The organism is Geobacillus sp. Sah69 (assembly GCF_001414205.1).
Classification (GTDB): Bacteria; Bacillota; Bacilli; order Bacillales; family Anoxybacillaceae; genus Geobacillus; species Geobacillus stearothermophilus.
Genome location: NZ_LLKS01000010.1, coordinates 1 through 24,693 on the forward strand (window position 1 = coordinate 1; position 24,693 = coordinate 24,693).

Sequence of the window (24,693 nt, forward strand, 5' to 3'; positions counted from 1 at the left end):
GTGTTCGTCTTGACGTATTTTAAAAAATGGAAATGGCTGTGGAACGAATGGCTCACTACCGTCGACCATAAAAAAATCGGCGTCATGTACATKMTTGATCGATCCAGAAAGGAACGAATGGTATGGGAGCGGATTGACGAAACAGATGAAGAAGTGTTGACGGAAGAAGAGCGCCAGCAGCTGCAAAGCGATGAAGGATATATCACCGGGGGAGAAGCCAAGCGTGAATTCGGACTACAAGTTGATTTACCGTAAGGCTGCGGTCAAATTCATCCTATTTCGCGCAGGAGACTCCCACTTCAACGACCAAAGGGAGTAAGTGGGAGAGGAATGCGCGTTCCCCTTTTCTTTTGTGTATGATATAATAAAGGCGTGGAGAAAACCGTTYAATAAAGGCACTCCAATMACGGCTACTCGATGTATGGAGTTGGTTACAGGAAACGTTGTAACCGTAAAACATCGAGCGTAGGTCCGTCTGTTGTGTGTGGAAGCCAAGTACTGCCAACAGACACACCGAGAGAATCGGTAACGATGCAGGCATGACCTGCGTCGTTGGGTAGTCGTCAACCTGCCCCCTGATGCAACCCAAAGTCAAGGGAAGGAGGACGAAGTCCGTTTGCACTTCTGGGGAGTTGCAAGCCCCCACTTCAAGCGTTAGCTAAGTGGGGGTAGTTGACGCAGTTCTCCTTCCTTCAGCGAAATCGTCCGAGCACGTAAAAAATCAACGATAACACAACGCTCAGCAAGATGGATGTCACAACGGGAAAATAAAACGTCATATTCCCTTTGCGGATGACGATATCCCCCGGCAAGCGGCCGAGTTTGACAAACTGCATGACAAACCCGACCATGATGAGCACAACGCCAATCGTCATGATCAACTTTGGCAAGCTGTTCACCGCTTCGGAACCTCCATTTCGAAATGGGCATACGCCGCCGGCGTGACGACGCGCCCGCGCGGCGTCCGCTGCAGCAAACCGATTTGCAGCAAATACGGCTCATACACTTCTTCAATCGTCTGCGCCTCTTCCCCGATCACCGCCGCCATCGTTTCAAGCCCGACCGGGCCGCCGGCGAATTTTTCAATCATCGCTAAAAGCAGCTTATGGTCAATGTGATCAAGCCCGAGCCGGTCGACCTGCAGCCGCTCGAGCGCCTCGACAGCAAGCGGCAGCGTAATTCCCCTCTCTCCGCGCACTTGCGCAAAATCGCGGACGCGCCGCAGCAAACGGTTGGCGATGCGCGGCGTGCCGCGCGCCCGACGGGCAAGCTCAAGCGCCGCTTCGCGCTCGATGCCGATTTGCAAGATGGCCGCCGCCCGCTCAATGATTTGGGCGAGTTGGTCGACGTGATAGTATTCGAGCCGGCTGATGACACCAAACCGGTCGCGAAGCGGCGCCGACAGCGCCCCGGCTCTCGTGGTCGCCCCGACGAGCGTAAACGGCGGCAAGTCGAGGCGAAGCGTGCGCGCATCCGGCCCTTTGCCAATCGTGATATCTAAGCAATAATCTTCCATCGCCGAATAGAGCACCTCTTCCACCGCCCGCGGCAGCCGGTGGATCTCATCAATAAAGAGCACATCCCCCGGCTCAAGCGAAGTGAGAAGCGCCGCCAAATCTCCCGGCCGCTCGAGCGCCGGTCCAGATGTCGCTCGCAGCTTGACGCCCATTTCATTGGCGATGATCACGGCGAGCGTCGTTTTCCCAAGCCCCGGCGGTCCGTACAGCAGCACATGGTCGAGCGTCTCTTCGCGGAGCTTGGCCGCTTCAATGAACACTTTTAAGTTTTCTTTGATCTTATCTTGCCCGATATATTCATGCAAATATTGCGGGCGCAAACTCGGTTCAAGCGCAGTTTCTTCCCCTAAGACCTCCCCGGATACAAGCCGTTCCTCCACCGTCATTCCTCCCTTTGGCCGCTGTTTATCCCAAAAGCAGCGCCAGCGCCCGCTTCACATACTGTTCCGTCGACATCGCTTCTTCGCGGAGCGCCGGAATGATTTTCTCGATCTCCCGTTCAGCGTAGCCGAGCGCCTTGAGCGCCGCCACCGCCTCGGCGAGCGCACCGGAAAGCGGGGCGGCCGAACGTGCAGCCGCCGGCGCCGCAAGCGCCCCGAGCTTCCCTTTTAAATCCAAAATCATTTGCCGAGCCGTCTTTTTGCCTACGCCTGGAAACTTGCATAAAAACGCCTCGTTTTCTTCCTCGATGGCCCGCGCCAGTTCATCAGGACGCCCGGCCGCCAAAATGGCAAGGCCGCCTTTCGGCCCGATGCCGGACACTTGAAGCAGCTTTGTGAACAAGTTGCGCTCTTCGCGCGTGGAAAACCCGTATAAAGCGTGCACATCTTCGCGCACATATTCGTATGTATACACCGTCACCACCGCCTCGCGGCTCTCGCGAAAGGCAAACGGATTCGGCGTAAAAATTTCGTAGCCGATGCCATGATGGTCAATGACGATATATTCCGGGCAGACGTAGTCGACGTACCCGCGGATAAACTCGATCAATGGAACGCTCCTCCCCTTTTCTCGTCCTTTCATTGTATCATATGATTTCATTATAGCAAAAAGAAATCCCGTGATGCGCATCGCACCACGGGCTTGTCGCCGCTTTACTGGACAACCGCAAAATGGCGGTACATTTCAATCACTTGTTCGTATTGTTCTTTCGAGAGGACGCGAATTCCTTGCTTTAATTTTTGCTGCTGGCGGCTTTCGAGCTTTTGCACGTCAATTTGGAAAAACGACTGGATGATTTCGCTCGACTGGCCCGGTTTGCCGTTGAAGATAGACAACGTGCCATCGTCCGTAATTCCGAAGTAGCCGTTTGTTTTTAACAACGGCGAAATGTCGTTGATTGTTTTGAGAAACACGATCGTCTGATCATCGAGCGTCACGAGTTGCCAACCGCGATATTTTTTCCATATTTCTGTCATCGAATCGACGGTTTCGGTGACTTTCTCTTCGCTCATCTCTCCGTCCAAGTATTGCCGCTCGAGCACAATCGTCATCTTAACCGGTGCGGCGGAGGCCGAATGAACCGGCAACACGATGGCGGCGATCCACAGTATGAGGGAAAGAATTCGCATCGTTTGTTCCTCTCTTCTCGGATGATGGTTCCTTTACGCCACTAGTTTTACCAGCGGACGCCATTTTATTCCTTGATCCATCAGCTTTTTTGCCAAGCAAGCTGCCGCCGATCCAAAAAGTGGGGCGGGGATTCGAGCCAACGGCGCTCGATCATCATATTCCATTATGTTCCACGACCTTCGAACGTATGTACAAAAAAATCCGCCGGCTTCGCCGACGGACGTCGCTACTCCTCAAGCACCGATTCGTCCAAATTATGGTACACTTCTTGGACATCATCATCATCTTCAAGCGTATCGATCAACTTCAGCATTTTTTTCAAATCGTCGCCCTCAAGCGTCGTATACGTTTGCGGAATCATCGTAATTTCCGCGCTGGCAAACGTGAATCCTTGCTGTTCCAGCTCGTCTTTCACCGTTTCAAACGATTCGGGCGCTGTATAAATTTCGAACGATTCGTCCGTTGTTTCCATCTCCTCGGCGCCCGCTTCAATGGCCAACAGCAGCAATTCATCCTCATCAACGTTGTGCTGTTCGCGGTCAATCACGAGCAGCCCTTTGCGCTCGAACAAATAGGAGACGCAGCCCGTTTCCCCTAAATTGCCGCCGTTTTTCGAAAACGCCGCACGCACGTTGGCGGCGGTGCGGTTTTTATTATCCGTCAGGCAAACGACCATGACGGCAACGCCGCCTGGTCCATATCCTTCGTAGCGAATTTCCTCATAGTTGGTATGTTCTTGGGTTCCAGTTGCTTTTTTAATCGCCCGTTCAATGTTTTCGCTCGGCATGTTGGCCGCTTTCGCCTTCTCAATGACAAGGCGCAGGCTCGGATTGGACGCTGGATCGCCTCCGCCGCTTTTGGCGGCCACATAAATTTCCTTCGCCAGTTTCATGAACAGTTTGCCGCGTTTGGCATCTTGAGCATTTTTCCGCCGTTGGATATTTTTCCACTTCGAATGTCCAGCCATCGACAGTTCTCCTCTCATCGCAACGGAATGTTCCGACTATTACTATAGCAAAAAACGCGGAAATTGTCAGCCAAGCTCCAGCGAAGGAGCAGCCATGAAAAAAGGCGCCCCGCTTTTTTGGGACGCCTTTTTCGGTTTGTCACCGAGTGTTTTCCGGCCGTTCTTGAATCGTGCCATCGATAAAAATGGTGCGCAAATCACGGCGGATTTCTTCCATATTGATTGGAGTCCCGCGTCGAAGCGCGTTGTCAATCGTGCGAATGCGGTGGTACATGCTCGGATTCGAGGTGACGCGCACCCGCTTGCCGTCCGCGTATGGAGCGACCGCTTGCTCGACACGCTTCTCAAGCCGCTTGGGATGGCGGGCGTCTGTGGCAATCGCGATGAGCGCCTGATCGCCATACACAACCGCGCGGGCATCGTCGACTCCGTTCACCGCTGCGGCGCGGCGGGAAAGCTTCTCAGCCAAACCGCCGGCATAGCTTCGGTAGTACGACGGGTGCGGATCGACGTTTAGCGAGTGCAAATGCCCATGGTAGTTGTAATCACTGTCACCGAAATCGACGTCGGGCGGAAGAGCCGGAACGTCCGTGTCAAACCGGGTCGCTGCTGGTCCTCCGAGGCGGCCGTCGTCCGTCAAATAATCGGTGACCGGACCGCGGCGCGCCCATATATAACGGTTGTCATAATTGAGCGCATTGGTCCCATATTGGCCATAGCGGAAATCGTCGCCTCGCTCCGTCGAGTAAAAACCGATCGGTCTCGCCGCATCATGATAACGCTGCGCCCCTTCCTCATTCGCCCGGTAGTTGGTGCATGAGGCGAGCAATCCGGCGACCGACAACGCGCCGATCCATCTGACCGCGTATCTCAATGGAAAACCCCCCTTGGTTTCCTTCGCCCAAGGCTGGCATGAAGCCAGCCTTACGTTTAGCTTGCGGCAAACGCGGGGGGTTTATCGCTGTTAGTTCAACCCAACGAGATGACAGCTAAAACTTCGGCGGCGCAATCGCCAACTGCCGTTTATGATGCGAACGTTCATGAAGCCGTTCAATAATTTTCCGATCGCGTTCTGGAATCTCTTCCCCTTTTAAATATTTATCGATCATTTCATACGTCGTGCCCATTTCGCTTTCATCCGTCTGCCCTTCCCACAGTCCGGCGCTTGGAGCTTTCTTGATAATTTCTTCCGGGACGCCGAGCAGACGACCCATTTCGCGCACTTCGCCTTTTGTAAAGTGAATGAGCGGCACTAAATCGACTCCACCGTCACCGTATTTCGTAAAGTAGCCCGTATGCCATTCGGCGGCGTTGTCCGTACCGACGACGAGATAGCCGTAATTGTTGGCGACCGCATACAACGTCGTCATGCGCAAACGCGCCCTTGTATTCGCATCTCCGAGGCGCGCGCGCTCTTCGCTCCATTCCCCGATGGCTTTCAGCTCGGCCTCGACCGCGCCAAACAACGTCCGGTGCGCCTCGGTCAAATCGATGACCAAATGCCGGATGCCGCAGCTTTTCACCACTTTCAGCGCATCTTCCATATCTTTCGGATTGCTTTTGCAAGGCATGATCAGCCCCAGCGAATCGTCCGGAAAGGCACACTTAATCAAATGGGCGACAACCGCCGAGTCGATGCCGCCGCTGATGCCGACGACCGCCCCGTTTAAACCGGCTGATGAGACTTGGTCACGCAACCATTGCACGAGTTTGTCAATTTTTTCTTGCATCCGCCCTCGACTCCTTTTCCAAAGATTCCATTTCTCATTGTAGCATAGCATAAAGGCTGCGGACAAACCGTTCTCTCCGCTTGCGGTCAAACACAAGAGGGCGGCGGCGCGCGGCGGCTGACCGCCATTCACGAAACACATCAGCCGGAAATAAGAGCGCATGCAAAAACCAGCGTTTTTCCAACCAACGGCGAAGCGGAGCGAAACGGGCGAGTGTTGAATATGACCAACCGATATACGGCAAGAGGCGATTGGCGTATTGGCAATAGTCAAGCCCGGGCGAGGCAAGAGCGGCCGCGTCATAGTCGATGAGGTACATCTGGCCGGTTGTGGTGCGCAAAAAATTATGGGAGGCGACATCACCATGAATGATGGCAGCAGAATCCGCCGTCAACTCTGGAGCATGCTCGCGACACGTTGATAGACAGTAATCCGCCCAGCGCAGCGTAAATAAAATGTCTTCTTTGTCCATGATCGTTTCAACAACAGGCAAATGTCGGCAAAACTCCTCATAGCGGCGCCGCCATTTGTCATACAGCTGCGCACGCGGCAGCCCCATCGCCTCCTGCTTGCTGCTGGCGATGTTTGCCGTTATGGTATGGTAACGTTCGAGCAAATGAAGTCCGTCAGCGGCGTCAGCCCAAGCGGCAAACGAGATTGGACGCGCTCCGGCTACATATTCCGTCAGCAGCCAATAGCATCCGCCGGCTTCAACCACTCCTCCGCGCCCGATCGGCATAGGGGCCGGCGCGGCGGAAAAACCGGTCTTCCTTAATGCGGCAAGAAGCCAGGCGTGCCGCGCGGCCGCAACAGGAAAGCGATACGCTTTGGCGACAAACATTCCTTGCCGGGCGGCAATGGCGAAGACATGCGGTTTCAATGCCACAACTTGTTGAATAACAAGCCGATATTGGCGGTCAAGAAGAAAAAAGAGACGGCCGGCGGCGTCTCTTTTCACTTGGTTATTGTTCCTCGCCATGCCCGCTCTCCTCATCCGGCGGTTCGCTAAACAAACGGGGGCCGGCGACCGGCGGAGCAGGCGAAGGCGCATACCCAGGCGGGCTTGTCGGGTAGACGACGCCCGACCACGGAAGCGGCGCCGCCTGTTGTGGGGCATACCCGTATGGAGCCGGCGGCACGTACATGCCAGGCGGTGCATACCCCCCATAGTGCGGAACCGGCGAATATACAGGCATATAGGCAACTGGCGGATACCCAGCCGGAGGCGCATACACCCCGGGCGGCGCGTATCCCGGCGAAGCGAAAGCGGCTCCCGCTGGCGGCGCCGGCGGGATGGCAGCCCCATGTCCACCCGGCCCAAGAAGCGGTGGGGACTCCGCCGATTCACTGCTGCTTTCACTGATGCCTGGATAAGGTGCTGCACCGCTTTCTGGGCTTTCCCCGGCCGGCGGATTGGGCAGCGGAGAATACGGCGGCATCGCTGGCAACGGCGGCACATAAAACCCTGGCCCCGGCAAAATCGGCGTCACCGGCACACATCCTTGATCACTGCCAAACGCCGGCGCTGGCGGCGGCGCGACCGGAACGTATGGAATGTTCGGAAGCGGCGGCGCTTCATCACTTTCCGATTCCATCTGCTCCCCTTTCAGTTTATCCGGGCTTTCTCCTGTTTCCTCTTTCATAATGCCAGGTAAAATATTGCTCGGCTTCGGCGGAATCGGCGGCAGATTCGACAACGATTTGGCAAATGAAACGTGAGAGGACGCAGCGGCCGGCGGGATCGTATGCACAAACGGCGGTTCGACAGTCGGCGTTTTCGCTCCCTCGGCGTTCGCGGCATTTGGCGCCCCATTGACCGGCACATTCGGTGTTTCATTTACTGGTGCGTTTGGTGTTTCGTTGACAGGTACTTTCAGCTCCCCTTTCCCCGTCGCTTTCGGTGTTTCGCTGACTGGCGCCTTCACCGCCGCTTTCGGCGCTTCGCTCACCGGCGCCTTCGGGGCTTCCTTCACCGCCGCTTTCGGCGCTTCGCTCACCGGCGCCTTCGGGGCTTCCTTCCCCGCCGCTTTCGGCGCTTCGCTCACCGGCGCCTTCGGTGCTTCCTTCACCGCCGCTTTCGGCGCTTCGCTCACCGGCGCCTTCGGGGCTTCCTTCCCCGCCGCTTTCGGCGCTTCGCTCACCGGCGCCTTCGGTGCTTCCTTCACCGCCGCTTTCGGCGCTTCGCTCACCGGCGCCTTCGGGGCTTCCTTCCCCGCCGTTTTCGGCTCTTCGTTGGCCGGTGCCTTCGGTGCTTCCTTCACCGCCGCTTTCGGCGCTTCGCTCACCGGCGCCTTCGGGGCTTCCTTCCCCGCCGCTTTCGGCGCTTCGCTGGCCGGCGCCTTCGGTGCTTCCTTCACCGCCGTTTTCGGCTCTTCGTTGGCCGGCGCCTTCGGGGCTTCCTTCCCCGCCGCTTTCGGCGCTTCGCTGGCCGGCGCCTTCGGTGCTTCCTTCACCGCCGTTTTCGGCTCTTCGTTGGCCGGTGCGTCATTCGCCGGCGTTTTGCCTTCTGGAGCAACGGCGCCGAACTCTGTATCAATGTCGATCGAAACGAACGGTTTGGCTTCCGCGTATGGGTGCTCTTCTATTTTCGCTTTTTTCGGCGGCGCCTGCCATTTTGTTTCTTTTTTGACCGGCACTCCCGCCGTCGGCACTTTGATTTTCATTCCGGGCATAATCATATCCGGGTCGCTTACATGCCCATTTATTTTTTTCAATTGTTCAAAATCAACCCCATATTTTTGGGCTATTTTCCAAAGAGTATCTCCCTTCTGAACAATATGGATTTTCACTCCGCTCCCCCTCCTACACCGATACTGTTTGCACTCTATCCGACCGATGCTTGTTTCCCGATATCGTCTTTCAACACAATGTATGACGATGAGCGCCCATTTATGATAAAAAAATCCCCGGCCGGACGGAAGCGATTCCGTCACTCCGGGTTGGGGAACTAGGCAAGAGCAAGCATGCGGTCAAGCGCCGCTTTCGCCTGACAGGCCACTTTGTTCGGAACGGTGATGCGGTTGACGACCACTCCTTGTTCCAGTGATTCAAGCGCCCAAACGAAATGCGGCAAATCAATCCGATTCATCGTCAAACACGGACACATGTACGGATTTAAAGAAATAATCTCCTTATCCGGATGTTCGTTCTTTAACCGGTTGACCAAGTTCATTTCCGTCCCGATGGCCCATTGACTGCCGGGCGGGGCGTTGCGGATCATTTCGATAATATATTTCGTCGATCCGGCGTAATCCGCCTGCTGGACGACTTCCCAGCTGCATTCCGGGTGAACGATAATGTTCATTTCCGGTTTCGTCCTCCGAATTTGTTCGATTTGCCGGACGGTGAAGTTTTCATGCACCGAGCAATGCCCTTTCCAAAGGATGACTTTGACATTGTCAACCGGCCCGCTGCATTGCAGCGACTCTTCACGCGGATCCCAGACCGCCATCTCATCGAGACTGACGCCGAGCGCATAGGCGGTGTTTCTCCCTAAATGTTGATCCGGCAAAAAGAAAACCCGCTCTTTTTGCGAAAACGCCCATTTGACCATGTTTTTCGCGTTGGACGACGTCACCGTCGCCCCGCCTTGGCGGCCGACAAACGCTTTAATCGCCGCCGTCGAGTTGACATACACAAGCGGGATGATCGTTTCGCCAAATAAATCCGTGAGCGCTGCCCACGCCCGCTCGACTTGGAAAAGATCAGCCATATCGGCCATCGAACAGCCAGCGCGCATATCGGGCAAAATGACCACTTGTTCCTCTCTCGTCAAAATGTCGGCCGTTTCCGCCATAAAGTGGACGCCGCAAAATACGATATACTCCGCTTCATCGTTTTTTGCCGCCAGTTGGGCCAGTTGAAGCGAATCGCCGGTCGCATCGGCAAACTGGATGACTTCATCTTTTTGGTAGTGATGCCCAGGGATAAACAAGCGGCGGCCGAGCCGCTCTTTTATCGACCGAGCGCGGGCCTCGAGCTCGCTTTTTTCCATCGTTCTATAGCGCTCTGGCATGTCATCGAGCCGTTTTAGCTGCTCCAGTACGTTCATTATTTTCTCCCCCCGTCATTGTAAATCAAAACTAATGTCAAGCGCTCGAGCGGAATGGGTTAAAAATCCGAGCGAAATGTAGTCGACGCCGGTCGCGCCGTACGCTGCTACGTTGGCGAGCGTAATTCCCCCGGACGCTTCGGTGATGATCGGCTTTGGCACGAGCCGGACAAACGAACGCACTTCATCCGGCGTCCGGTTGTCAAACATAATGACGTCTGCCCCCGCTTCGACCGCCTCGAGCACTTCCGCTTCCGTTTCCGTTTCCACCTCGATTTTCACCATATGGCCGAGCCGCTCCCGCACCGCTTTGACCGCGTCGGCGATCGATCCGCAAAAGGCGATATGGTTGTCTTTGATCATGACGCCATCATACAAGCCAAAGCGATGGTTGTAGCCGCCCCCGCACGTGACGGCATACTTTTCAAGCATGCGCAGCCCGGGAGTTGTTTTCCTTGTGTCGCAAATGCGCGTATGACTGTCACCGAGCAAATCGACGGCTTGGCGCGTCACGGTGGCGATGCCGCTTAGGCGCTGAAGCAAATTCAAAATGACGCGCTCGCCGGACAACAGCGCTCTGACCGGGCCGGATGCAGCGGCGATCGCTTCGCCGGCTGCGACCCGCTCGCCGTCCCGTTTCATAATCGATACTTCGACGCGCGGATCAAGCAGCCGATATCCGGCTGCAATGATGCCGACGCCTGCTATGACCCCGTCCGCTTTCGCGGCAAACACGCCCGCCGCCCGCTCATCAGCGGGAAAAACCGTTTCACATGTGATATCGCCATCGCCGATATCTTCAAGAAAAAACTGCCGCAGCAATTGCTCAAGCTTTACCTCGTTCATATCCCATCCCCCTGTTCACTTGGCTCATTCACCGTCCAGCCGGCAAACAGGCCCATTCTTCTTTCGTCCGCACGAGGCGCCGCCCTTGCCAGCTCGGATGCGGATGCGGAAAATCGCTCCGGTAATGGCCGCCGCGGCTTTCTGTGCGGCGAAGCGCCGAAGAGGCGATCAGCCACCCGGCAAGCAGCATATACCCTGTTTCGATGTCCTCGGCCGCCAACGTCTCGACATCACCTTCAAGCCAATACGGCAGAGAAAATTGTTCCAGCCAATCAACCGCCTCACGAAGCCGGCTGCCATCACGCACGATGCCGACACGTGTAGACAGCTGTTCGCGAATCAACGCCCGCTCCGGCAGCGTCGGGCCGAATGGGCAATTGGACCTTCGGGCGCACCCTCCTTTCGCCGGCCAGTCGTCCCGGCGGCTGATCGAACAGGCAGCGCGGGCGCCAAATACAATGGCTTCAAGCAAGGAATTGCTGGCAAGCCGATTGGCGCCGTGCACGCCGGTGCATGCCGCTTCCCCGACAGCGTATAAACCGGGTACGGTCGTCTGCCCCCACTCATTGACGACGATGCCGCCCATGACAAAGTGGGCGCCCGGCACGACCGGAAGCCGGCCGGCTTCCCAATCGATCCCATGCGCTTCGCACAGCGCGGCAATCGTGGGAAAGCGGCGGCGAAAATGGGGGACAGCGGAAATATTCAAATAGACGCAGCCGCCGCGGTCAATCTCGGCAGCGATGGCGCGCGCGACGATATCGCGCGGCGCCAAATCGCCAAGCGGATGGACGCCGTCCATCACGCGCCGCCCGTCTTCCGTCTCTAACACCGCTCCCTCGCCGCGCACCGCCTCCGATACAAGCCCGACCGCTTTTCCCATGGCGGCCAACATCGTCGGATGAAACTGGATGAACTCCATATCCGCCACCGCCGCACCGGCGCGATACGCCATGGCAATGCCGTCGCCTGTTGCCGTTGGCGCATTCGAAGTAAACGTGTACAACCCCGCGCAGCCGCCGGACGCCAATACGACAGCGGACGCACGCCAGACCGAAACACGGCCGTCTTCCCGCTTCGTTTTCACCCCGACGCAACGGCCGTCTTCGATCAACAAGTCAATCACTTGTTCCCCCTCGACGATCGGCACACGGTCATTCAGCTGCTGAAGCAAAAACGAAACGAGCGCCTTTCCGGTTTGGTCGCCGCCGGCATGCAAAATGCGGCGGAAGCTGTGCCCGCCCTCAAGACCGACAGAAATCCGGCCTGATTCGTCGAGATCAAACGCCATGCCGGCGTTCATCCATTCCTGCAGCCGCTCCGGCCCCTCGCGGACGATGAGCTCAACCATTCGTTCATCGTTATGGAGACAACCGGCGGTCATTGTATCGTGAAAATGGCTGCGCCAACCATCTCCTTCCGCCAACGCCGCCGCCACCCCGCCTTGCGCCCGCCATGAGTTGCTGTCCGATCGGCCTTTCTTTGTGAAGATCATCACATTTTCATGCCGCGGCAAATAGTAAGCGACCGTTAACGCCGCCAGTCCGCTGCCGACAATCACAACGCCGCCTTCTCCCATGTTTGGACGCTCCTTTCTTTCCGCCTGTCTTGACATCTATATTTACACATATTTAAACTAATGGCAAGAGGTTGGCTGAAAAAAATGAAGTGAGGCGGGAAACGATGATTTATTTGGACTATGCAGCGACTACACCGATGTGCCAAGAAGCCATTGCGGCCTACGCCGAAGCAGCAGCTGTTTATTTTGGCAACGAAAGCAGCCTGCATGACATCGGAACGAAAGCAAAACAACTGCTCACCTTATGCCGGCGCGAGTTGGCCGCCATGATCAACGGGGAAGCGGAAGGGGTGTATTTCACAAGCGGCGGCACGGAAGCGAACGTGCTCGCGGTCCGTTCGCTCGTCGCCGCCCGCCGGCAGAACGGAAATCATTTGATTACGACGGAAATCGAGCACGCCTCTCTCCATCATCTGTTCAAACAGTTGGAAACAGAGGGGTACCGTGTCACTTACTTGCCGGTCGACCGTTTTGGACGCATCCGTCTCGAAGATTTGGAGCGGGCGATCACGCCGCAGACGATTCTCGCTTCCATCCAGCACGCCAACTCGGAAATCGGCACCACCCAGCCGCTTGCCGACATCGGCCGCCTGCTGCGGGCGCGCGGCGTCCTTTTCCATAGCGATTGCGTCCAAACTTTTGCTAAAATACAGCTAGACGTCAAAGCCATGGCGATTGACAGCATCTCGGTGTCCGCCCATAAAGTGTACGGGCCGAAAGGCGTCGGAGCGGTGTATATCGATCCGCGCCGCCATTGGAGTCCGGTGTTTCGGGGAGCGACGCATGAATCCGGCTTTCGCCCGGGAACGGTCAACGTGCCGGGCATCGCCGCCTTCATCACAGCCGCAAAGCAGCTGTACGATCGGATGGAAAGCGAGCAAGCGCACTTCGAACGGCTGCGCCGCCGGCTGCTTGACGCCATCACCGTCAAACAGCTGCCGATCACGGTCGAAGGCCATCCCGACTACCGGCTCGCCCACATTGTCGGTTTGACCGTTAACGGGTTGGACGGGCAGCTGGTGATGCTCGAATGCAACCGCGCCGGCATCGCCATTTCCACCGGCAGCGCCTGCCAGGTTGGACAGCAGGCGCCGTCGCGGACGATGCTCGCCGTCGGAAAAACGCCGGAAGAAGCGAAGCAGTTCGTCCGCATCTCCTTCGGCATGGCGACGACACAATCTGACATTGACGAACTCGTATCCACGCTCGAACAGATGATCTTGCCGCAAAAGGGGGGATGGACAGGATGAAGGAGGAAAAGAAAATTTTAGGGGAAGCAAGGCGCCAGCTCATTTTGCAGTGGCTGAAAGAAAGCGACACACCGCTTACCGGCGCCGAGTTGGCGGCGAAAACGAACGTCAGCCGCCAGGTGATCGTCCAAGACATTTCGCTGTTAAAGGCGCGCAACGAACCGATTATCGCGACAAGCCAAGGATATCTGTATTTAAAGCCGGCTGAGCCGGCCAAAACGTATACGCGAACGGTCGCCTGCTTCCATACACCCGAGCGGACGAAAGAAGAGCTGTATTTGCTCGTGGACTGCGGCGTGACGGTGAAAGACGTCAAAATCGAACATCCGGTCTACGGCGACTTGACCGCGTCGATCATGGTCAGCAACCGCCTGGAAGTGGACCAGTTTATCACCAAAATCGAAGCGACGAAATCGTCGTATTTGCTTCAGTTGACGGATGGGACGCATTTGCATACGCTTGAGGCCGACTCACCGCTGAAACTGGATGCCGCCTGCCACGCTTTGAAACAAGCCGGCTTTTTAATTGAAGCCTAAACGGAAACCGCATGCACGTAAAGAAAAAAACGCGGACAGGAACACACCGTTCGCGTTTTTCACCTGTTTTAGGCAAAATAATATGGATAACTGCCCAACAGCTGCACCGTGCAGCCGAGCGCTTCGATTTCGGCGATCGCTCCCGGAATGAGCACCTCGTCGAGCGGCGCGTCGATATCAATGATGAAAAAGTAGTTTCCGAGACCTGTTTTCGCCGGACGCGACTCAATTTTCGTCAAGTTGAGCCGCCGCCAGGCAAACGCCGACAGCACCTGATGGAGCGCGCCAGGATGGTCTTGCGGCAACATCACAACGACAGTCGTTTTGTCGCCGGCATAAAGCGGCGAGTTGGGCGAAAGCGGCTCATTCCGCCGGCTGACAACGATGAAGCGCGTATGGTTGTAGTCATAGTCGTGAATATTCTCTTGGACGATCACCAGCCCATATTCGTTGGCAGCGAGCCGGTTGGCGATCGCGGCCGCCGGCAAGTGGGGGTGTTCGCTCACAAATTTGGCGGCAGCGCTCGTCGATGTCATCGGCACTTGACTGGCGCCTTTGAGCACCGTATGTAAAAATTTGCGGCATTGGGCGATGGCGTGTGCGTGCGAGTACACCTCTTTCACTTCGCGCCAGTGTGGGGCATGATACGGGTGCACAAGCAAATGCTGCTCGATTGGGACGACAATTTCGCCGATGATCGGCAGCGGCTGTTCATGAATCAAATAATCGAGCGTTAAGTTGACCGACCCTTCCAATGCATTCTCAAGCGGCACAACGGCCGCCTTAATTTCCCCAGCGGCGGCGGCGTCGATGCAGTCGGGAATCGTATTGTACGGCTCGCGCGGCTCCGACGGAAACAGCGCCGCGACCGCCGCTTCGGTAAACGTCGCCTTCGGTCCTAAATAGCCGATTTTCATTTCGCTTGCCTCTCCCTTGCTTTAATACACTCCTGAACCGACAATTTCCACTTTTTCGACAAATTCAAGCCTTCTCAACTTCCCCAACAGGTCATCGATGTCTTCATGCATATCGTTCGTACTGACGGAAAGCGTCACGTTCGCCCGCCCTTGCAGCGGGATCGTCTGGTGAATCGTCAACACGTTGCAGCCGGCCGCCGCCACGACGCCAAGCAGCTGTGACAGCGTGCCCGAGCGGTCTTCCAAATGGAAAAACAACGTCACGATATTTTCTTTCGTCACCGCCTGAAACGGAAAAATGGCGTCGCGGTATTTGTAAAAGACGCCGCGGCTGATGTTCGCAAGTTGCGCCGCCTCGGCGACCGAGGCGGCTTTTTTCCGCTCAAGCAGCTGCTTAGCCAGCACGACTTTTTTCATCGCTTCCGGCAGGACATCTTCGCGCACCAAGTAAAATTTTTTCTCCACCGCACCTTCCCCCGCTTTTTACCGTTCATCCCAGTCGTCGACAAACTCAAACTCGTAATCGAGCAGCCGGACGGTGTCGCCGTCTTGCGCCCCGCGCTCGCGCAGCGCATCGTCCACCCCCATGGCCCGCAGCTGGCGGGCGAAGCGGCGCACCGATTCTTCACGCGAAAAATCGGTCATTTTCAACAGCTTTTCGATTTTATCGCCAGATAGAATAAACGCTCCGTCGCTGCCGCGGGTGATCGTAAACGGCGGCTTCTCTTTCTCATACTTATAGACGACACGCTGCACAGCCGGCTCTTCCGGTTCATGGAGCGGGAACTCCGGCGTTGTTTCCAATAAATCCGCAATGGCAAACAAAAGCTCGCGCACCCCTTGCCTTGTCGCGGCTGAAATTGGAAAGACCGGCACCGCCTCACCGACTTTCTCTTTGAAGCGGCGCAAGTTTTCTTCGGCACCTGGCATGTCCATTTTATTGGCGGCGACAATTTGCGGCCGTTCCGTCAAACGCAAGTTGTATTGCTTCAGCTCCTCGTTGATGACGACGTAATCGTCATACGGGTCGCGTCCTTCCACCGCCGCCATGTCGATGACATGGACGATGACGCGTGTCCGTTCAATATGGCGCAAAAACTGATGCCCAAGCCCCACCCCTTGATGGGCGCCTTCAATCAGCCCCGGCAAGTCGGCCATGACAAAGCTGCGGCCGTCTTCTGTTTCGACAACACCTAGGTTGGGCACAAGCGTTGTAAAATGATATTCCGCGATTTTCGGCCGCGCGGCGGAAACAACCGACAGCAACGTCGATTTGCCGACGCTTGGGAAGCCAACAAGCCCGACATCGGCAAGCAGCTTCAATTCCAAAATGACGTTTCGCTCTTCGCCCGGTTCGCCGTTTTCGGCGATTTCCGGCGCCGGATTGGCCGCAGTCGCGAACCGGGTGTTGCCGCGCCCGCCGCGCCCGCCTCTGGCGACGACAAACCGCTGGCCGGCTTCCGTCAAATCGGCGAGCACCTCATTTGTATCGGCATCGATAACGACCGTCCCAGGCGGCACTTTGACGAGCAGGTCTTCCGCATTTTTCCCATGCTGGTTTTTCGACATGCCGTTTTCGCCACGCGGCGCTTTAAAATGGCGCTGGTAGCGAAAATCCATTAGCGTTCGCAGCCCTTCGTCCACGACGAAGACGACGTCGCCGCCCTTGCCGCCGTCCCCGCCGGCCGGACCGCCTTTCGGGACGTATTTTTCCCGGCGGAACGCGACCATGCCGTTGCCGCCGTCCCCGCCTTTTACATAAATTTTCACTTGATCGACAAACATGGCTGTTCCTCCGATTCGCTTCCATCATGACAAAATGAGTGTAGCTAATATTTATTATTGTATACAGAGCCAATTCAATGCTGTCAATATATGCTTACCAATAAGGCGACCCGGAGCCGAGCGGCAGCTCGAGCTCCACCGTCAATTCGTCCGCCCCGACAGCAAACGACACGAGCCGAAGCGGTGCTGATGGCTCACAGCGCTCGAGGCAGGCGCGAATGGCATCACCATCCCGCCATGCGCCGCGGCCGTCAAAAAAGAGCCCCACCCGCCCATCCGCAATCTCAATCGTCACGCATAAATGGTTTTCCGCCTGCTCATCGGCCTGCGCCTCAAGCAGACGAAAAAACCGGCGGCACCATTCGCTCAATTGTTCGTCATACGGCGACAAATCAGCCTCGCCGCCGACAATTTCATACTCAAGAAAAATCGGGTGCGGCTCCCAGTTGTACGTCATCATCAGCTCAGCAAACCGTTCGGCCTTTAAGTTCGTTAACCGCGTTTCCTGCTGCGCTTCGCCGATAATGCCGTTGATGATTTCTTGCACCCGCTCCACTTTATTGAGCGCCAAATGGCCTTTAATGAGCTGGATTTTGTTCAGCCAGTCATGGCGGGCATGGCGCATCACTTCGACGACAGTCCATCGCTTTTCCATGCAACGCTCCCCTATTCAATGCAGCGGCAGCTTCCCGCGCCGCCTGTTGTTTCCTTCTCCCTTTTTAGAGAGGACAGTTTACTTTTACTATAGCATTTTTTGACAGCGAACGGGAGCGGTTTTTCGAGGGGAAAAAGAAAAACTCTAACCGCCACGGTTAGAGTTTTTCGAAACAATATTACGCTTCTTGACTGACCGGATAGACGCTCACGCGTTTGCGGTCGCGGCCGAGCCGTTCAAAACGGACGATGCCGTCGATTTTGGCGTACAGCGTGTCATCGCCGCCACGGCCGACGTTCAAGCCCGGATGGACTTTCGTTCCGCGTTGGCGGTACAAAATCGAGCCGCCCGTGACGAATTGGCCGTCAGCGCGTTTCGCGCCAAGGCGTTTCGCGATCGAGTCGCGGCCGTTTTTCGTCGAACCGACCCCTTTTTTCGAAGCGAAAAATTGCAAATCGAGTCTCAGCATGGCAGTCACCTCCTGCTACTTCCATGTTACACGGATGAATTTTCCGTAATCGCGTTCGATCGTCTTCAGCGAGACGACCATCGCTTTGAGCAAAAGCTGCACTTTTTCTGCCGTCGCTGCTTCTTCCAGCTCCGGAAGCTCACAACGAAGATAGCCGCCGTCTTGGCCGAGCGACACATTCGGGCGGACGCCGGTGAGCTCCTCAATGGCGTTGATCGTGCCGAACGAAACCGCCGAAGCACCGGCGCATACAATGTCCTCTCCGCGTTTCGCAAAATGGGCATGCCCTTCCATCGTAAACGCGCGAATGCAGCCGTCCGCCTCCCGTTCAATCGTGACGCGAATCATCTTATGCGTTGATTTTTTCGATCACGACTTTGGTGTACGGCTGACGGTGGCCTTGTTTGCGGCGATAGTTCTTTTTCGCTTTATATTTGAAGACGATGATTTTCTTTTGCCGGCCATGTTTTTGCACTTTCGCCGTCACGGTTGCGCCTTCGACCGTCGGGTTTCCGATTTTCACCGTTTCCCCGCCGATGAACAACACTTTGTCAAACGTGACCGTATCACCTTCATTGGCATCCAATTTTTCAATGTAAATTTCTTGGCCTTCTTCCACTTTCAATTGTTTGCCACCAGTTTCGATAATTGCGTACATGCATCGCACCTCCTTCATAATACTCAGACTCGCCAGCGTCAAGGCGGTTCCGGATGGAACGCTTCACAACCCGCGCTGAGCGGTTGTAGTACGGGTGCGTCTTTTTGCGACAGCCGCCCTCTTTTGTCCTTTCCGAAAGGGACAAAAAGTCTACAACGTCATTTATAATAACATAGAAACAGCCTATCGTCAACCACTATTTTCCCCACAAAAGCCAACAAAAAAGCGGCGGTCGCCGCTTTAATAAATGAGTGCACCTAGTGGCGCGTCGGTCCGCTTTTCCGCAAAAAACGCATGCAGCAGCTCATTTTCATCGAGCGTCATCCGCTCGCCGCTCCCGCCAGTGACCTCGATCGCATGCTTTTGTCCACGGTAAAAGCGGTGCAGCACGGCCGAGATGCGCTCCTCGGCGGAGGCGGTGATTGTCTGCAGCCTTGTATAGTCGCCTTTTTTTCCGTAATACCGTTCAAGCAAAAAGCGCATCACGATATACGGATGCTGCTTCCACTCCTGCCAGACGGCATGCGCCAAAAAAGCGGCGATCACCCACAACTCCAACTGGCGCGGCACCGCGACGAGCAAAAGGATCACGCCGGCAACGAGCATCGCCGCTGAGATGGCAACCATATTCCGGTGCGCCTCACTGAACGGGCGGCGATACGAAAGCAGCAAAAACAACAGTTTGCCGCCATCAAGCGGCCAAACCGGCAGCAGGTTCAGCCCGAAGACAGCAACGTTATAGTGAAAAAACAATTCCCAGCTCCCGTCATCCATCCAACCGGCCTTCCAGAAAAAACACGCTGCGGCCCCGAGCCAAAGATGCTGCGCCGGCCCGGCGAGCGTCACGATCCACTCCTCGCGAAACGGCCGGTTTCCATGCTCTTCCACTTCCGCTACCCCGCCAAACGGCAGCAGCAAAATCCGTTTCACCCGCCACGAAAAAAACGCCGCGGCCGCCGCATGGCCGAGCTCATGAACAAGGACGATAAAAAACAGCAAACAAAGCTGCTTAAAATGGGCGGTCAGCACCGCCATGCCGCCGATCAGCCATAACAACGGATGAACATGCAGTTTGCCAAGCAGCCCGATATACTTATTCAAAGGAGATCACCTGGATGGGGTCAATAAATTTATCTCCCTGCTTAATGGCAAAATAAAACAGCCCTTTTTGGTTATCCGTTTCGCTCGCTTGGACGGTGCCGATCTCTTTTCCCATTTCGACAAAATCGTATAGTTTCACCGATATCGTCCCTAAATGGCCATACCACGTCTCGCTGCCGTCGGCATGCTGAATGACGACTGTTTTCCCGAGATTCTCTTTCATGCCGGCAAAGGTGACGATCCCTTCTTTCATCGCTTCCACTTTGGCTCCATTCTCAGTTTCGATCGTCACACCCTCCCCGTTTTTTTCAAAACTTTCGAGAATCCGTCCAGAAGCCGGCACTGCATAGGATGAAGCCGTTTTCACCTTTTCTTCCTTTTTCGGGGCAAAAAAAGCGAGCGGCTCACCGAACGTTTTTTCATACCAGGCTGAGACGGCCGCAAACTGAAACTCGGTTTCCATCGTCCGGGCAATAAACTGCCGCGCCGGCTCGAGGGAAGCGGACGGATGCCGGAACAAAATGGCCGTCACTAGCACGAGACAGGCAGCGATGAGTGTTTTGAATAAAAACCATTCTTTGCGGAACAACGGATGGGGAGCGGATTCAAACGAATAGCGGTCGTACGTAACGACCGGCAGCCCGTACCGCTCCTCATCAACGGCGCTCCATCTAGATTCTTTTGGATCCTGCCCCTTATATTGACGTTCCCTTCTTCGTTTTTCAATGCGTTTTTTCATCTCACGGACGCGTCGATCCATACGTCCCCCCTCCACCTTTCCAACAACGTTTGTACTAATTTATGAGACAACCTCATGGAATATGAACGAGCGTTTTTCGCCGCGCCTCGCCGAACACGTCCGCGAACAAATCCCTCAAACGGTTTCACACCAACGTTTCGGCTGAGCGCCGCAACCGATCGATACCATCTGCTTCCGTTGTTACAGATCAGGAATTCCAAACAGCACAACAATTATGAATAAAAAAAGAAGGCCCATTCAACGGCCTTCTTGCGCCAACTCTATTATTTCAAACTAAATATTTTCCGAATCTTTGAAAACAGCCCCTTCTCCTCTTCCTCAAGCGGCGGCAGCGGCACCGATTCGCCGAGGATGCGGCGGGCGATGTTGCGGTAAGCGATCGACGCCTTGCTGTTAGGGTCGAGCACGATCGGTTCGCCGCGGTTCGACGCTTTGATCACGTTTTCATCGTCGACAATAATGCCGAGCAGCTCGATCGACAAATGCATGACGATTTCATCGACATCGAGCATATCTCCGTTTTTCATCATATGGCTGCGAATGCGGTTGATGATCAAGCGCGGCGACTTGACGTGCTCTTCCGCTTCAAGCAAGCCGATGATGCGGTCGGCGTCGCGGACGGCCGACACTTCCGGCGTCGTGACGACGATCGCCTCATCCGCGCCGGCGACGGCGTTGCGGTATCCTTGCTCAATGCCAGCTGGACAGTCGATGAGCACATAGTCGTATTCTTGCTTCAGCTGCTCGATCAGCTCTTTCATCTGCCCCGGATTGACCGCCGATTTATCGCTCGTTTGCGCAGCCGGCAGCAAATACAAATGGTTCTCGAACCGCTTATCTTTGACAAGCGCCTTTTGCACGGTGCAGCGCCCTTCGACGACATCGACTAAGTCGTAAATAATGCGGTTTTCAAGCCCCAGCACAACATCAAGGTTGCGCAGCCCGATGTCCGTATCGACCAGGCACACCCGCTTCCCCAAAATGGCAAGGGCCGTCCCAAGGTTCGCGGTCGTCGTCGTTTTGCCGACGCCGCCTTTCCCGGAAGTGATGACGATCGCTTCTCCCACGGTCACATTCTCCTTTCTAAGCGCGTCAAATTCGGCCGCAAATGCATGAGCAGCTGCAAGCGGTCGACAACAATCTGGTTATGTTCATCAACATAAGCGCATTCCATTTCATTTCCTTCGTCCGTTTTGTAGTCGGGAGCGCGGTTCATCACATCGCCGATGCGCAGCTGCATCGGCTTCATCACCGACGCGGCGATGACAGCTTCTTTGTTTCCACTATACCCAGCATGAGCAATGCCGCGCAAAGCACCGAGGATGAAAATGTTCCCCCCGGCGATGACTGTTCCGCCAGGGTTGACGTCGCCGATCAGCAGCAAATCCCCTTCGACATGAAGCACTTGCCCGGAACGGACGATGCGCGGGACAGCCGAAATTTTCATTTTTTGCACCCATTCGAGCGCTTCCGCTTTCGATATGACATTGCTTTCGATTGAATCGACGACCAAGTTTTTGGAACGGCGGATGAGCGCGCGCAGCTCCTCTTCTTGTTCGGGCGTCAAGTAACGGTTCCCGACTTTGAGATGCACGGAGACGAGCGGACTGTTTGGCGCAACGCCGGCGCGTTTGATGAGCCGCTCTTCGATTTCTTTCAACAAGTCCTCGTACGAACAGCGGTCATCCAACTGCAGCGTCAGCCCGTCTTTCGTCCCTTTAATCGTCACGTACTGCTGCTTTTGCTTTGCCACAACGTTCACCCCAACGAATAATTCTACAAAACGGGCCGTTTTTCCTCTTTTATTCTTCCTGCTCCGACCGGCGAATTTTTGCCATCCACCGTTCAAGCGGGTGCAAAAAGACGAGCAAAAACACGGCGTTTAACAGCAGCGTTGGCCATAAGCGGCGCCCCCAAAAGACGGCAAACGGCCAATCCGTCCGTCCGATCAACAGCTGGATGCCGTACACATAACTGTCAAGCACCGCGACAGCCAACAACGACAACAAAAAAAGAACGAGCCAGTTCTGGTGAAACCATCTCATCACTTTGCCCGCTCCATAGGCGATGAGCGCATAGGCAAACGCGTAAACGCCGAGCAGCTCCGTATAGACGCAATCATACAGAAACCCGAAAACAACCCCGTATCCCATCGCCCGCGTTCCGCCGAAGTGCACAGCCATCAGCACCAAAAAAATGAGAAAAAAGCGGGGAACAAAAAAATACCGGATGTATACATCGCCTTTCGGCCATACATCAACCAAAATGCTTTCACTGACAAAACATAACACCGCAAGGAAAGGGAGACGCCACTTATTCACTTTGCCTCCTCCTTTTCTTGCAGTGTTGCATCGATCGTCCGTTTCACAATCATAACGTCGTCCACATCGTACAAGTTGGCAAACGGCTTGACATAGATGACTTGCGTCAGCCCGTACTGATCCGGTTTGACTTCCGTCACTTCACCGATCGGCAATCCCTTTGGAAACACGCCGCCGAGGCCGGAAGTCAATACTTTTTGCTTCTCCTTCACTTTGGCGTCAATTGGAATTTCGCCAAGGATCAGTTCGCGTCGTTTGCTGTCATACCCTTCAATTAAGCCGAATACATTTTCGTTTCCTTGGACATACGCGGAAATGCGGTTGTTTTGGTCAAGCGCGCTCAACAGCTGGACGGTGGATGTGAATTGGGAAGCATGCTGCACTTTGCCGACAAGTCCAGCCGGGGTAATGACGGCCATATCTTTTTTCACCCCGTGTTGCGCACCTTTGTTGACGATCACCGTCTCCCGCCAACGGTCTGGATTCCGTCCGATCACGGTCGCTTGAATGGGGATAAAATCGCGCAAACTCTCTTTTTTATCGAGAAGCGCCCGCAACCGTTCGTTTTCCTGGCGCAGCGACTCCACTTCGGCCTGCAGCGCCGCATACTCCTCAAGCCTCGCCTTCAGCAATTGATTTTCCTCATATGTATGGCGAAGGTCGCTCACATTTTCAAGGAAGCCCGCGACCACTTGCGCAGGCTTCCCGAACAGAAGCTGGACAAAGCCAACCGTGTCTTTCACAAACTGCTCCGGCCACGTCAGTTGCTCGCGGCTGCGCAGCGAAAACCCGATCAACATGACGAGAATGACGATGCTGACAAGCAAAAAAATGAGGCGCTTATTTCCGAAAAACTGTGGCATGCGTCGGCACCTTCTTGCTGTCAGCGATGGTCTCTCGCCTTGTTTTTGAACAAGTCGATGTGGTCGAGCGCTTTTCCTGTGCCGATGGCCACGCAGTCAAGCGGATTTTCGGCGACGATGACCGGCATATCCGTTTCTTGGCTGATGACCTTATCCAAATTGCGCAACAAAGCTCCGCCGCCCGTCAGGACGATACCGCGGTCCATGATGTCGGCCGCTAGCTCCGGCGGCGTTTTTTCAAGCGTGTTTTTCACGGATTCCACAATGGCATAAACCGTGTCGCGAAGCGCCTCAGCCACTTCCTCGGCGCTGATTTCGATCGTTTTCGGCAAGCCCGTCAATAAATCGCGGCCGCGAATTTCCATGTTTCCGATTCCTTCCGGATTTCCGGCTGAACCGATTTCCATTTTAATCGCCTCGGCTGTCCGTTCGCCGATCATGAGGTTATACGACTTGCGAATGTATTGGATGATCGCTTCATCCATTTCATCACCGGCAATGCGGATCGACTGGCTCGTCACGATGCCGCCGAGCGAAATGACCGCCACTTCGGTCGTGCCGCCGCCGATGTCGACGACCATGCTGCCAGTCGGCTCCCATACCGGCAAGTTAGCGCCGATTGCAGCCGCAAACGGCTCTTCAATCGTATAGGCGTCGCGCGCTCCGGCCTGGCGCGTCGCATCGATGACCGCCCGCTCCTCGACCGCTGTAATGCCATACGGCACGCACACCATCACATACGGCTTGCCGGCAAACAATCCCTTCGTCTTGATGGCTTTGCGAATATAATATTTCATCATCGTCGCTGTCGTCTCATAATCGGCGATGACGCCGTCTTTCATCGGCCGCAGCGCCACGATGTTGCCGGGCGTGCGCCCGATCATGTTTTTCGCCTCGTTGCCGACCGCAACAATTTGCTTCGTGTCGCGCTGAATGGCGACGACGGACGGCTCGCGCAAGACGATCCCTTTTCCTTTGACATAAACAAGCGTGTTCGCTGTCCCTAAATCGATCCCAAGATCTTTCGTTCCAATCCCAAACATATCGTTGATCTTCCTTTCCGAAACGAAATGCGTATTATCATTTTTCTATTGGCCCAATTGGTCGGATGTCAGT

At 55.5% G+C, this 24,693-nt stretch carries 28 protein-coding genes, 1 pseudogene and 1 other annotated feature; of the genes and pseudogenes, 3 read left to right on the top strand and 26 right to left on the bottom strand.

Going from position 1 to position 24,693, the window contains the following annotated elements; genetic code table 11:
• Positions 1 to 90, top strand: a pseudogene (locus AP057_RS18110) (hypothetical protein); the annotation flags it as partial.
• Positions 91 to 692: 602 nt separating this feature from the next.
• On the opposite strand, the gene AP057_RS01125 reads toward AP057_RS18110, so the two are convergent.
• The 12 genes from AP057_RS01125 to nadB all read right to left on the bottom strand — a co-directional run bounded on the left by AP057_RS01125 (position 693) and on the right by nadB (position 12,262).
• Positions 693 to 899 carry a DUF2905 domain-containing protein gene (locus tag AP057_RS01125; protein ID WP_011232066.1) on the bottom strand — a complete coding sequence of 69 codons (207 nt, stop codon included), beginning with the start codon at positions 897 to 899 and terminating at the stop codon, positions 693 to 695.
• Entirely contained in the window at positions 896 to 1,897 is a 1,002-nt protein-coding gene (gene ruvB / locus AP057_RS01130) for a Holliday junction branch migration DNA helicase RuvB (protein WP_055357862.1), read from the bottom strand. Before ruvB ends, AP057_RS01125 begins: the two co-directional genes overlap by 4 nt.
• Positions 1,898 to 1,922: 25 nt before the next feature.
• On the bottom strand, positions 1,923 to 2,507 hold the full coding sequence (gene ruvA / locus AP057_RS01135; RefSeq protein WP_055357863.1) for a Holliday junction branch migration protein RuvA: 585 nt from the start codon (positions 2,505 to 2,507) through the stop codon (positions 1,923 to 1,925).
• Between the two features lie 104 nt (positions 2,508 to 2,611).
• Positions 2,612 to 3,088: an intercompartmental signaling factor BofC gene (locus AP057_RS01140; RefSeq protein ID WP_055357864.1), complete on the bottom strand. Its 477-nt coding sequence runs from the start codon at positions 3,086 to 3,088 to the stop codon at positions 2,612 to 2,614.
• 227 nt (positions 3,089 to 3,315) lie between these two features.
• Positions 3,316 to 4,056, bottom strand: coding sequence for a YebC/PmpR family DNA-binding transcriptional regulator (locus tag AP057_RS01145; RefSeq protein WP_014196414.1), 741 nt, complete (start codon positions 4,054 to 4,056; stop codon positions 3,316 to 3,318).
• Between the two features lie 139 nt (positions 4,057 to 4,195).
• A complete protein-coding gene (locus tag AP057_RS01150; RefSeq protein ID WP_055357865.1) occupies positions 4,196 to 4,930 on the bottom strand; it encodes a YhcN/YlaJ family sporulation lipoprotein in 735 nt (244 codons plus the stop codon).
• Between the two features lie 115 nt (positions 4,931 to 5,045).
• Positions 5,046 to 5,786 (bottom strand): NAD(+) synthase, encoded by a 741-nt coding sequence (gene nadE, locus AP057_RS01155; RefSeq protein ID WP_055357866.1) that lies wholly within the window; start codon positions 5,784 to 5,786, stop codon positions 5,046 to 5,048.
• A 34-nt stretch (positions 5,787 to 5,820) separates the two neighbouring features.
• Positions 5,821 to 6,765, bottom strand: a complete 945-nt coding sequence (locus AP057_RS01160) for a phosphotransferase (RefSeq protein WP_055357867.1) — start codon at positions 6,763 to 6,765, stop codon at positions 5,821 to 5,823.
• Entirely contained in the window at positions 6,749 to 8,575 is a 1,827-nt protein-coding gene (gene safA, locus AP057_RS01165; protein ID WP_055357868.1) for a SafA/ExsA family spore coat assembly protein, read from the bottom strand. The genes AP057_RS01160 and safA overlap by 17 nt, the downstream gene beginning before the upstream one ends.
• A 158-nt stretch (positions 8,576 to 8,733) precedes the next feature.
• Positions 8,734 to 9,837: a quinolinate synthase NadA gene (gene nadA / locus AP057_RS01170; protein ID WP_055357869.1), complete on the bottom strand. Its 1,104-nt coding sequence runs from the start codon at positions 9,835 to 9,837 to the stop codon at positions 8,734 to 8,736.
• 15 nt (positions 9,838 to 9,852) lie between these two features.
• The gene (gene nadC, locus AP057_RS01175) at positions 9,853 to 10,683 is read right to left on the bottom strand and encodes a carboxylating nicotinate-nucleotide diphosphorylase (protein ID WP_055357870.1); all 831 of its coding nucleotides are present in this window, start codon (positions 10,681 to 10,683) and stop codon (positions 9,853 to 9,855) included.
• A 28-nt stretch (positions 10,684 to 10,711) separates the two neighbouring features.
• Positions 10,712 to 12,262 carry an L-aspartate oxidase gene (nadB, locus tag AP057_RS01180; RefSeq protein WP_055357871.1) on the bottom strand — a complete coding sequence of 517 codons (1,551 nt, stop codon included), beginning with the start codon at positions 12,260 to 12,262 and terminating at the stop codon, positions 10,712 to 10,714.
• Between the two features lie 104 nt (positions 12,263 to 12,366).
• On the opposite strand from nadB, the gene AP057_RS01185 reads away from it, so the two are divergent.
• Together AP057_RS01185 and AP057_RS01190 are read left to right on the top strand one after the other, a co-directional pair.
• Positions 12,367 to 13,512: an IscS subfamily cysteine desulfurase gene (locus AP057_RS01185; RefSeq protein ID WP_047819372.1), complete on the top strand. Its 1,146-nt coding sequence runs from the start codon at positions 12,367 to 12,369 to the stop codon at positions 13,510 to 13,512.
• Positions 13,509 to 14,048, top strand: a complete 540-nt coding sequence (locus AP057_RS01190) for a transcription repressor NadR (RefSeq protein WP_055357872.1) — start codon at positions 13,509 to 13,511, stop codon at positions 14,046 to 14,048. Before AP057_RS01185 ends, AP057_RS01190 begins: the two co-directional genes overlap by 4 nt.
• Positions 14,049 to 14,116: 68 nt before the next feature.
• On the opposite strand, the gene pheA is transcribed toward AP057_RS01190, so the two are convergent.
• The 14 genes from pheA to AP057_RS01260 form a co-directional block, all read right to left on the bottom strand.
• Positions 14,117 to 14,965, bottom strand: a complete 849-nt coding sequence (gene pheA, locus AP057_RS01195; RefSeq protein ID WP_033010956.1) for a prephenate dehydratase — start codon at positions 14,963 to 14,965, stop codon at positions 14,117 to 14,119.
• A 21-nt stretch (positions 14,966 to 14,986) separates the two neighbouring features.
• Positions 14,987 to 15,430 carry an ACT domain-containing protein gene (locus AP057_RS01200; protein ID WP_033010955.1) on the bottom strand — a complete coding sequence of 148 codons (444 nt, stop codon included), beginning with the start codon at positions 15,428 to 15,430 and terminating at the stop codon, positions 14,987 to 14,989.
• 18 nt (positions 15,431 to 15,448) lie between these two features.
• On the bottom strand, positions 15,449 to 16,750 hold the full coding sequence (obgE, locus tag AP057_RS01205) for a GTPase ObgE (protein ID WP_033014266.1): 1,302 nt from the start codon (positions 16,748 to 16,750) through the stop codon (positions 15,449 to 15,451).
• A gap of 94 nt (positions 16,751 to 16,844) precedes the next feature.
• The gene (locus tag AP057_RS01210; protein WP_033010953.1) at positions 16,845 to 17,405 is read right to left on the bottom strand and encodes a sporulation initiation phosphotransferase B; all 561 of its coding nucleotides are present in this window, start codon (positions 17,403 to 17,405) and stop codon (positions 16,845 to 16,847) included.
• 178 nt (positions 17,406 to 17,583) lie between these two features.
• Positions 17,584 to 17,874 (bottom strand): 50S ribosomal protein L27, encoded by a 291-nt coding sequence (gene rpmA, locus AP057_RS01215; RefSeq protein ID WP_008881065.1) that lies wholly within the window; start codon positions 17,872 to 17,874, stop codon positions 17,584 to 17,586.
• 15 nt (positions 17,875 to 17,889) lie between these two features.
• The gene (locus AP057_RS01220; RefSeq protein WP_033010951.1) at positions 17,890 to 18,222 is read right to left on the bottom strand and encodes a ribosomal-processing cysteine protease Prp; all 333 of its coding nucleotides are present in this window, start codon (positions 18,220 to 18,222) and stop codon (positions 17,890 to 17,892) included.
• Position 18,223: 1 nt separating this feature from the next.
• Positions 18,224 to 18,532, bottom strand: coding sequence for a 50S ribosomal protein L21 (rplU, locus tag AP057_RS01225; protein ID WP_033010949.1), 309 nt, complete (start codon positions 18,530 to 18,532; stop codon positions 18,224 to 18,226).
• 15 nt (positions 18,533 to 18,547) lie between these two features.
• Positions 18,548 to 18,627: a sequence feature (ribosomal protein L21 leader region), on the bottom strand.
• A 145-nt stretch (positions 18,628 to 18,772) separates the two neighbouring features.
• A complete protein-coding gene (locus tag AP057_RS01230) occupies positions 18,773 to 19,633 on the bottom strand; it encodes a M50 family metallopeptidase (protein ID WP_049624753.1) in 861 nt (286 codons plus the stop codon).
• Entirely contained in the window at positions 19,626 to 20,393 is a 768-nt protein-coding gene (locus AP057_RS01235; RefSeq protein WP_055357873.1) for a M23 family metallopeptidase, read from the bottom strand. The genes AP057_RS01230 and AP057_RS01235 overlap by 8 nt, the downstream gene beginning before the upstream one ends.
• Positions 20,394 to 20,656: 263 nt before the next feature.
• Positions 20,657 to 21,460 carry a septum site-determining protein MinD gene (gene minD, locus AP057_RS01240; protein ID WP_033014273.1) on the bottom strand — a complete coding sequence of 268 codons (804 nt, stop codon included), beginning with the start codon at positions 21,458 to 21,460 and terminating at the stop codon, positions 20,657 to 20,659.
• 2 nt (positions 21,461 to 21,462) lie between these two features.
• A complete protein-coding gene (gene minC, locus AP057_RS01245; protein ID WP_033010588.1) occupies positions 21,463 to 22,155 on the bottom strand; it encodes a septum site-determining protein MinC in 693 nt (230 codons plus the stop codon).
• 40 nt (positions 22,156 to 22,195) lie between these two features.
• Positions 22,196 to 22,714 carry a rod shape-determining protein MreD gene (gene mreD / locus AP057_RS01250; RefSeq protein WP_049624755.1) on the bottom strand — a complete coding sequence of 173 codons (519 nt, stop codon included), beginning with the start codon at positions 22,712 to 22,714 and terminating at the stop codon, positions 22,196 to 22,198.
• Positions 22,711 to 23,577: a rod shape-determining protein MreC gene (gene mreC, locus AP057_RS01255; protein ID WP_055357874.1), complete on the bottom strand. Its 867-nt coding sequence runs from the start codon at positions 23,575 to 23,577 to the stop codon at positions 22,711 to 22,713. Before mreC ends, mreD begins: the two co-directional genes overlap by 4 nt.
• Positions 23,578 to 23,597: 20 nt before the next feature.
• The gene (locus tag AP057_RS01260; protein WP_033014277.1) at positions 23,598 to 24,620 is read right to left on the bottom strand and encodes a rod shape-determining protein; all 1,023 of its coding nucleotides are present in this window, start codon (positions 24,618 to 24,620) and stop codon (positions 23,598 to 23,600) included.
• Between the last annotated feature and the right edge of the window lie 73 nt (positions 24,621 to 24,693).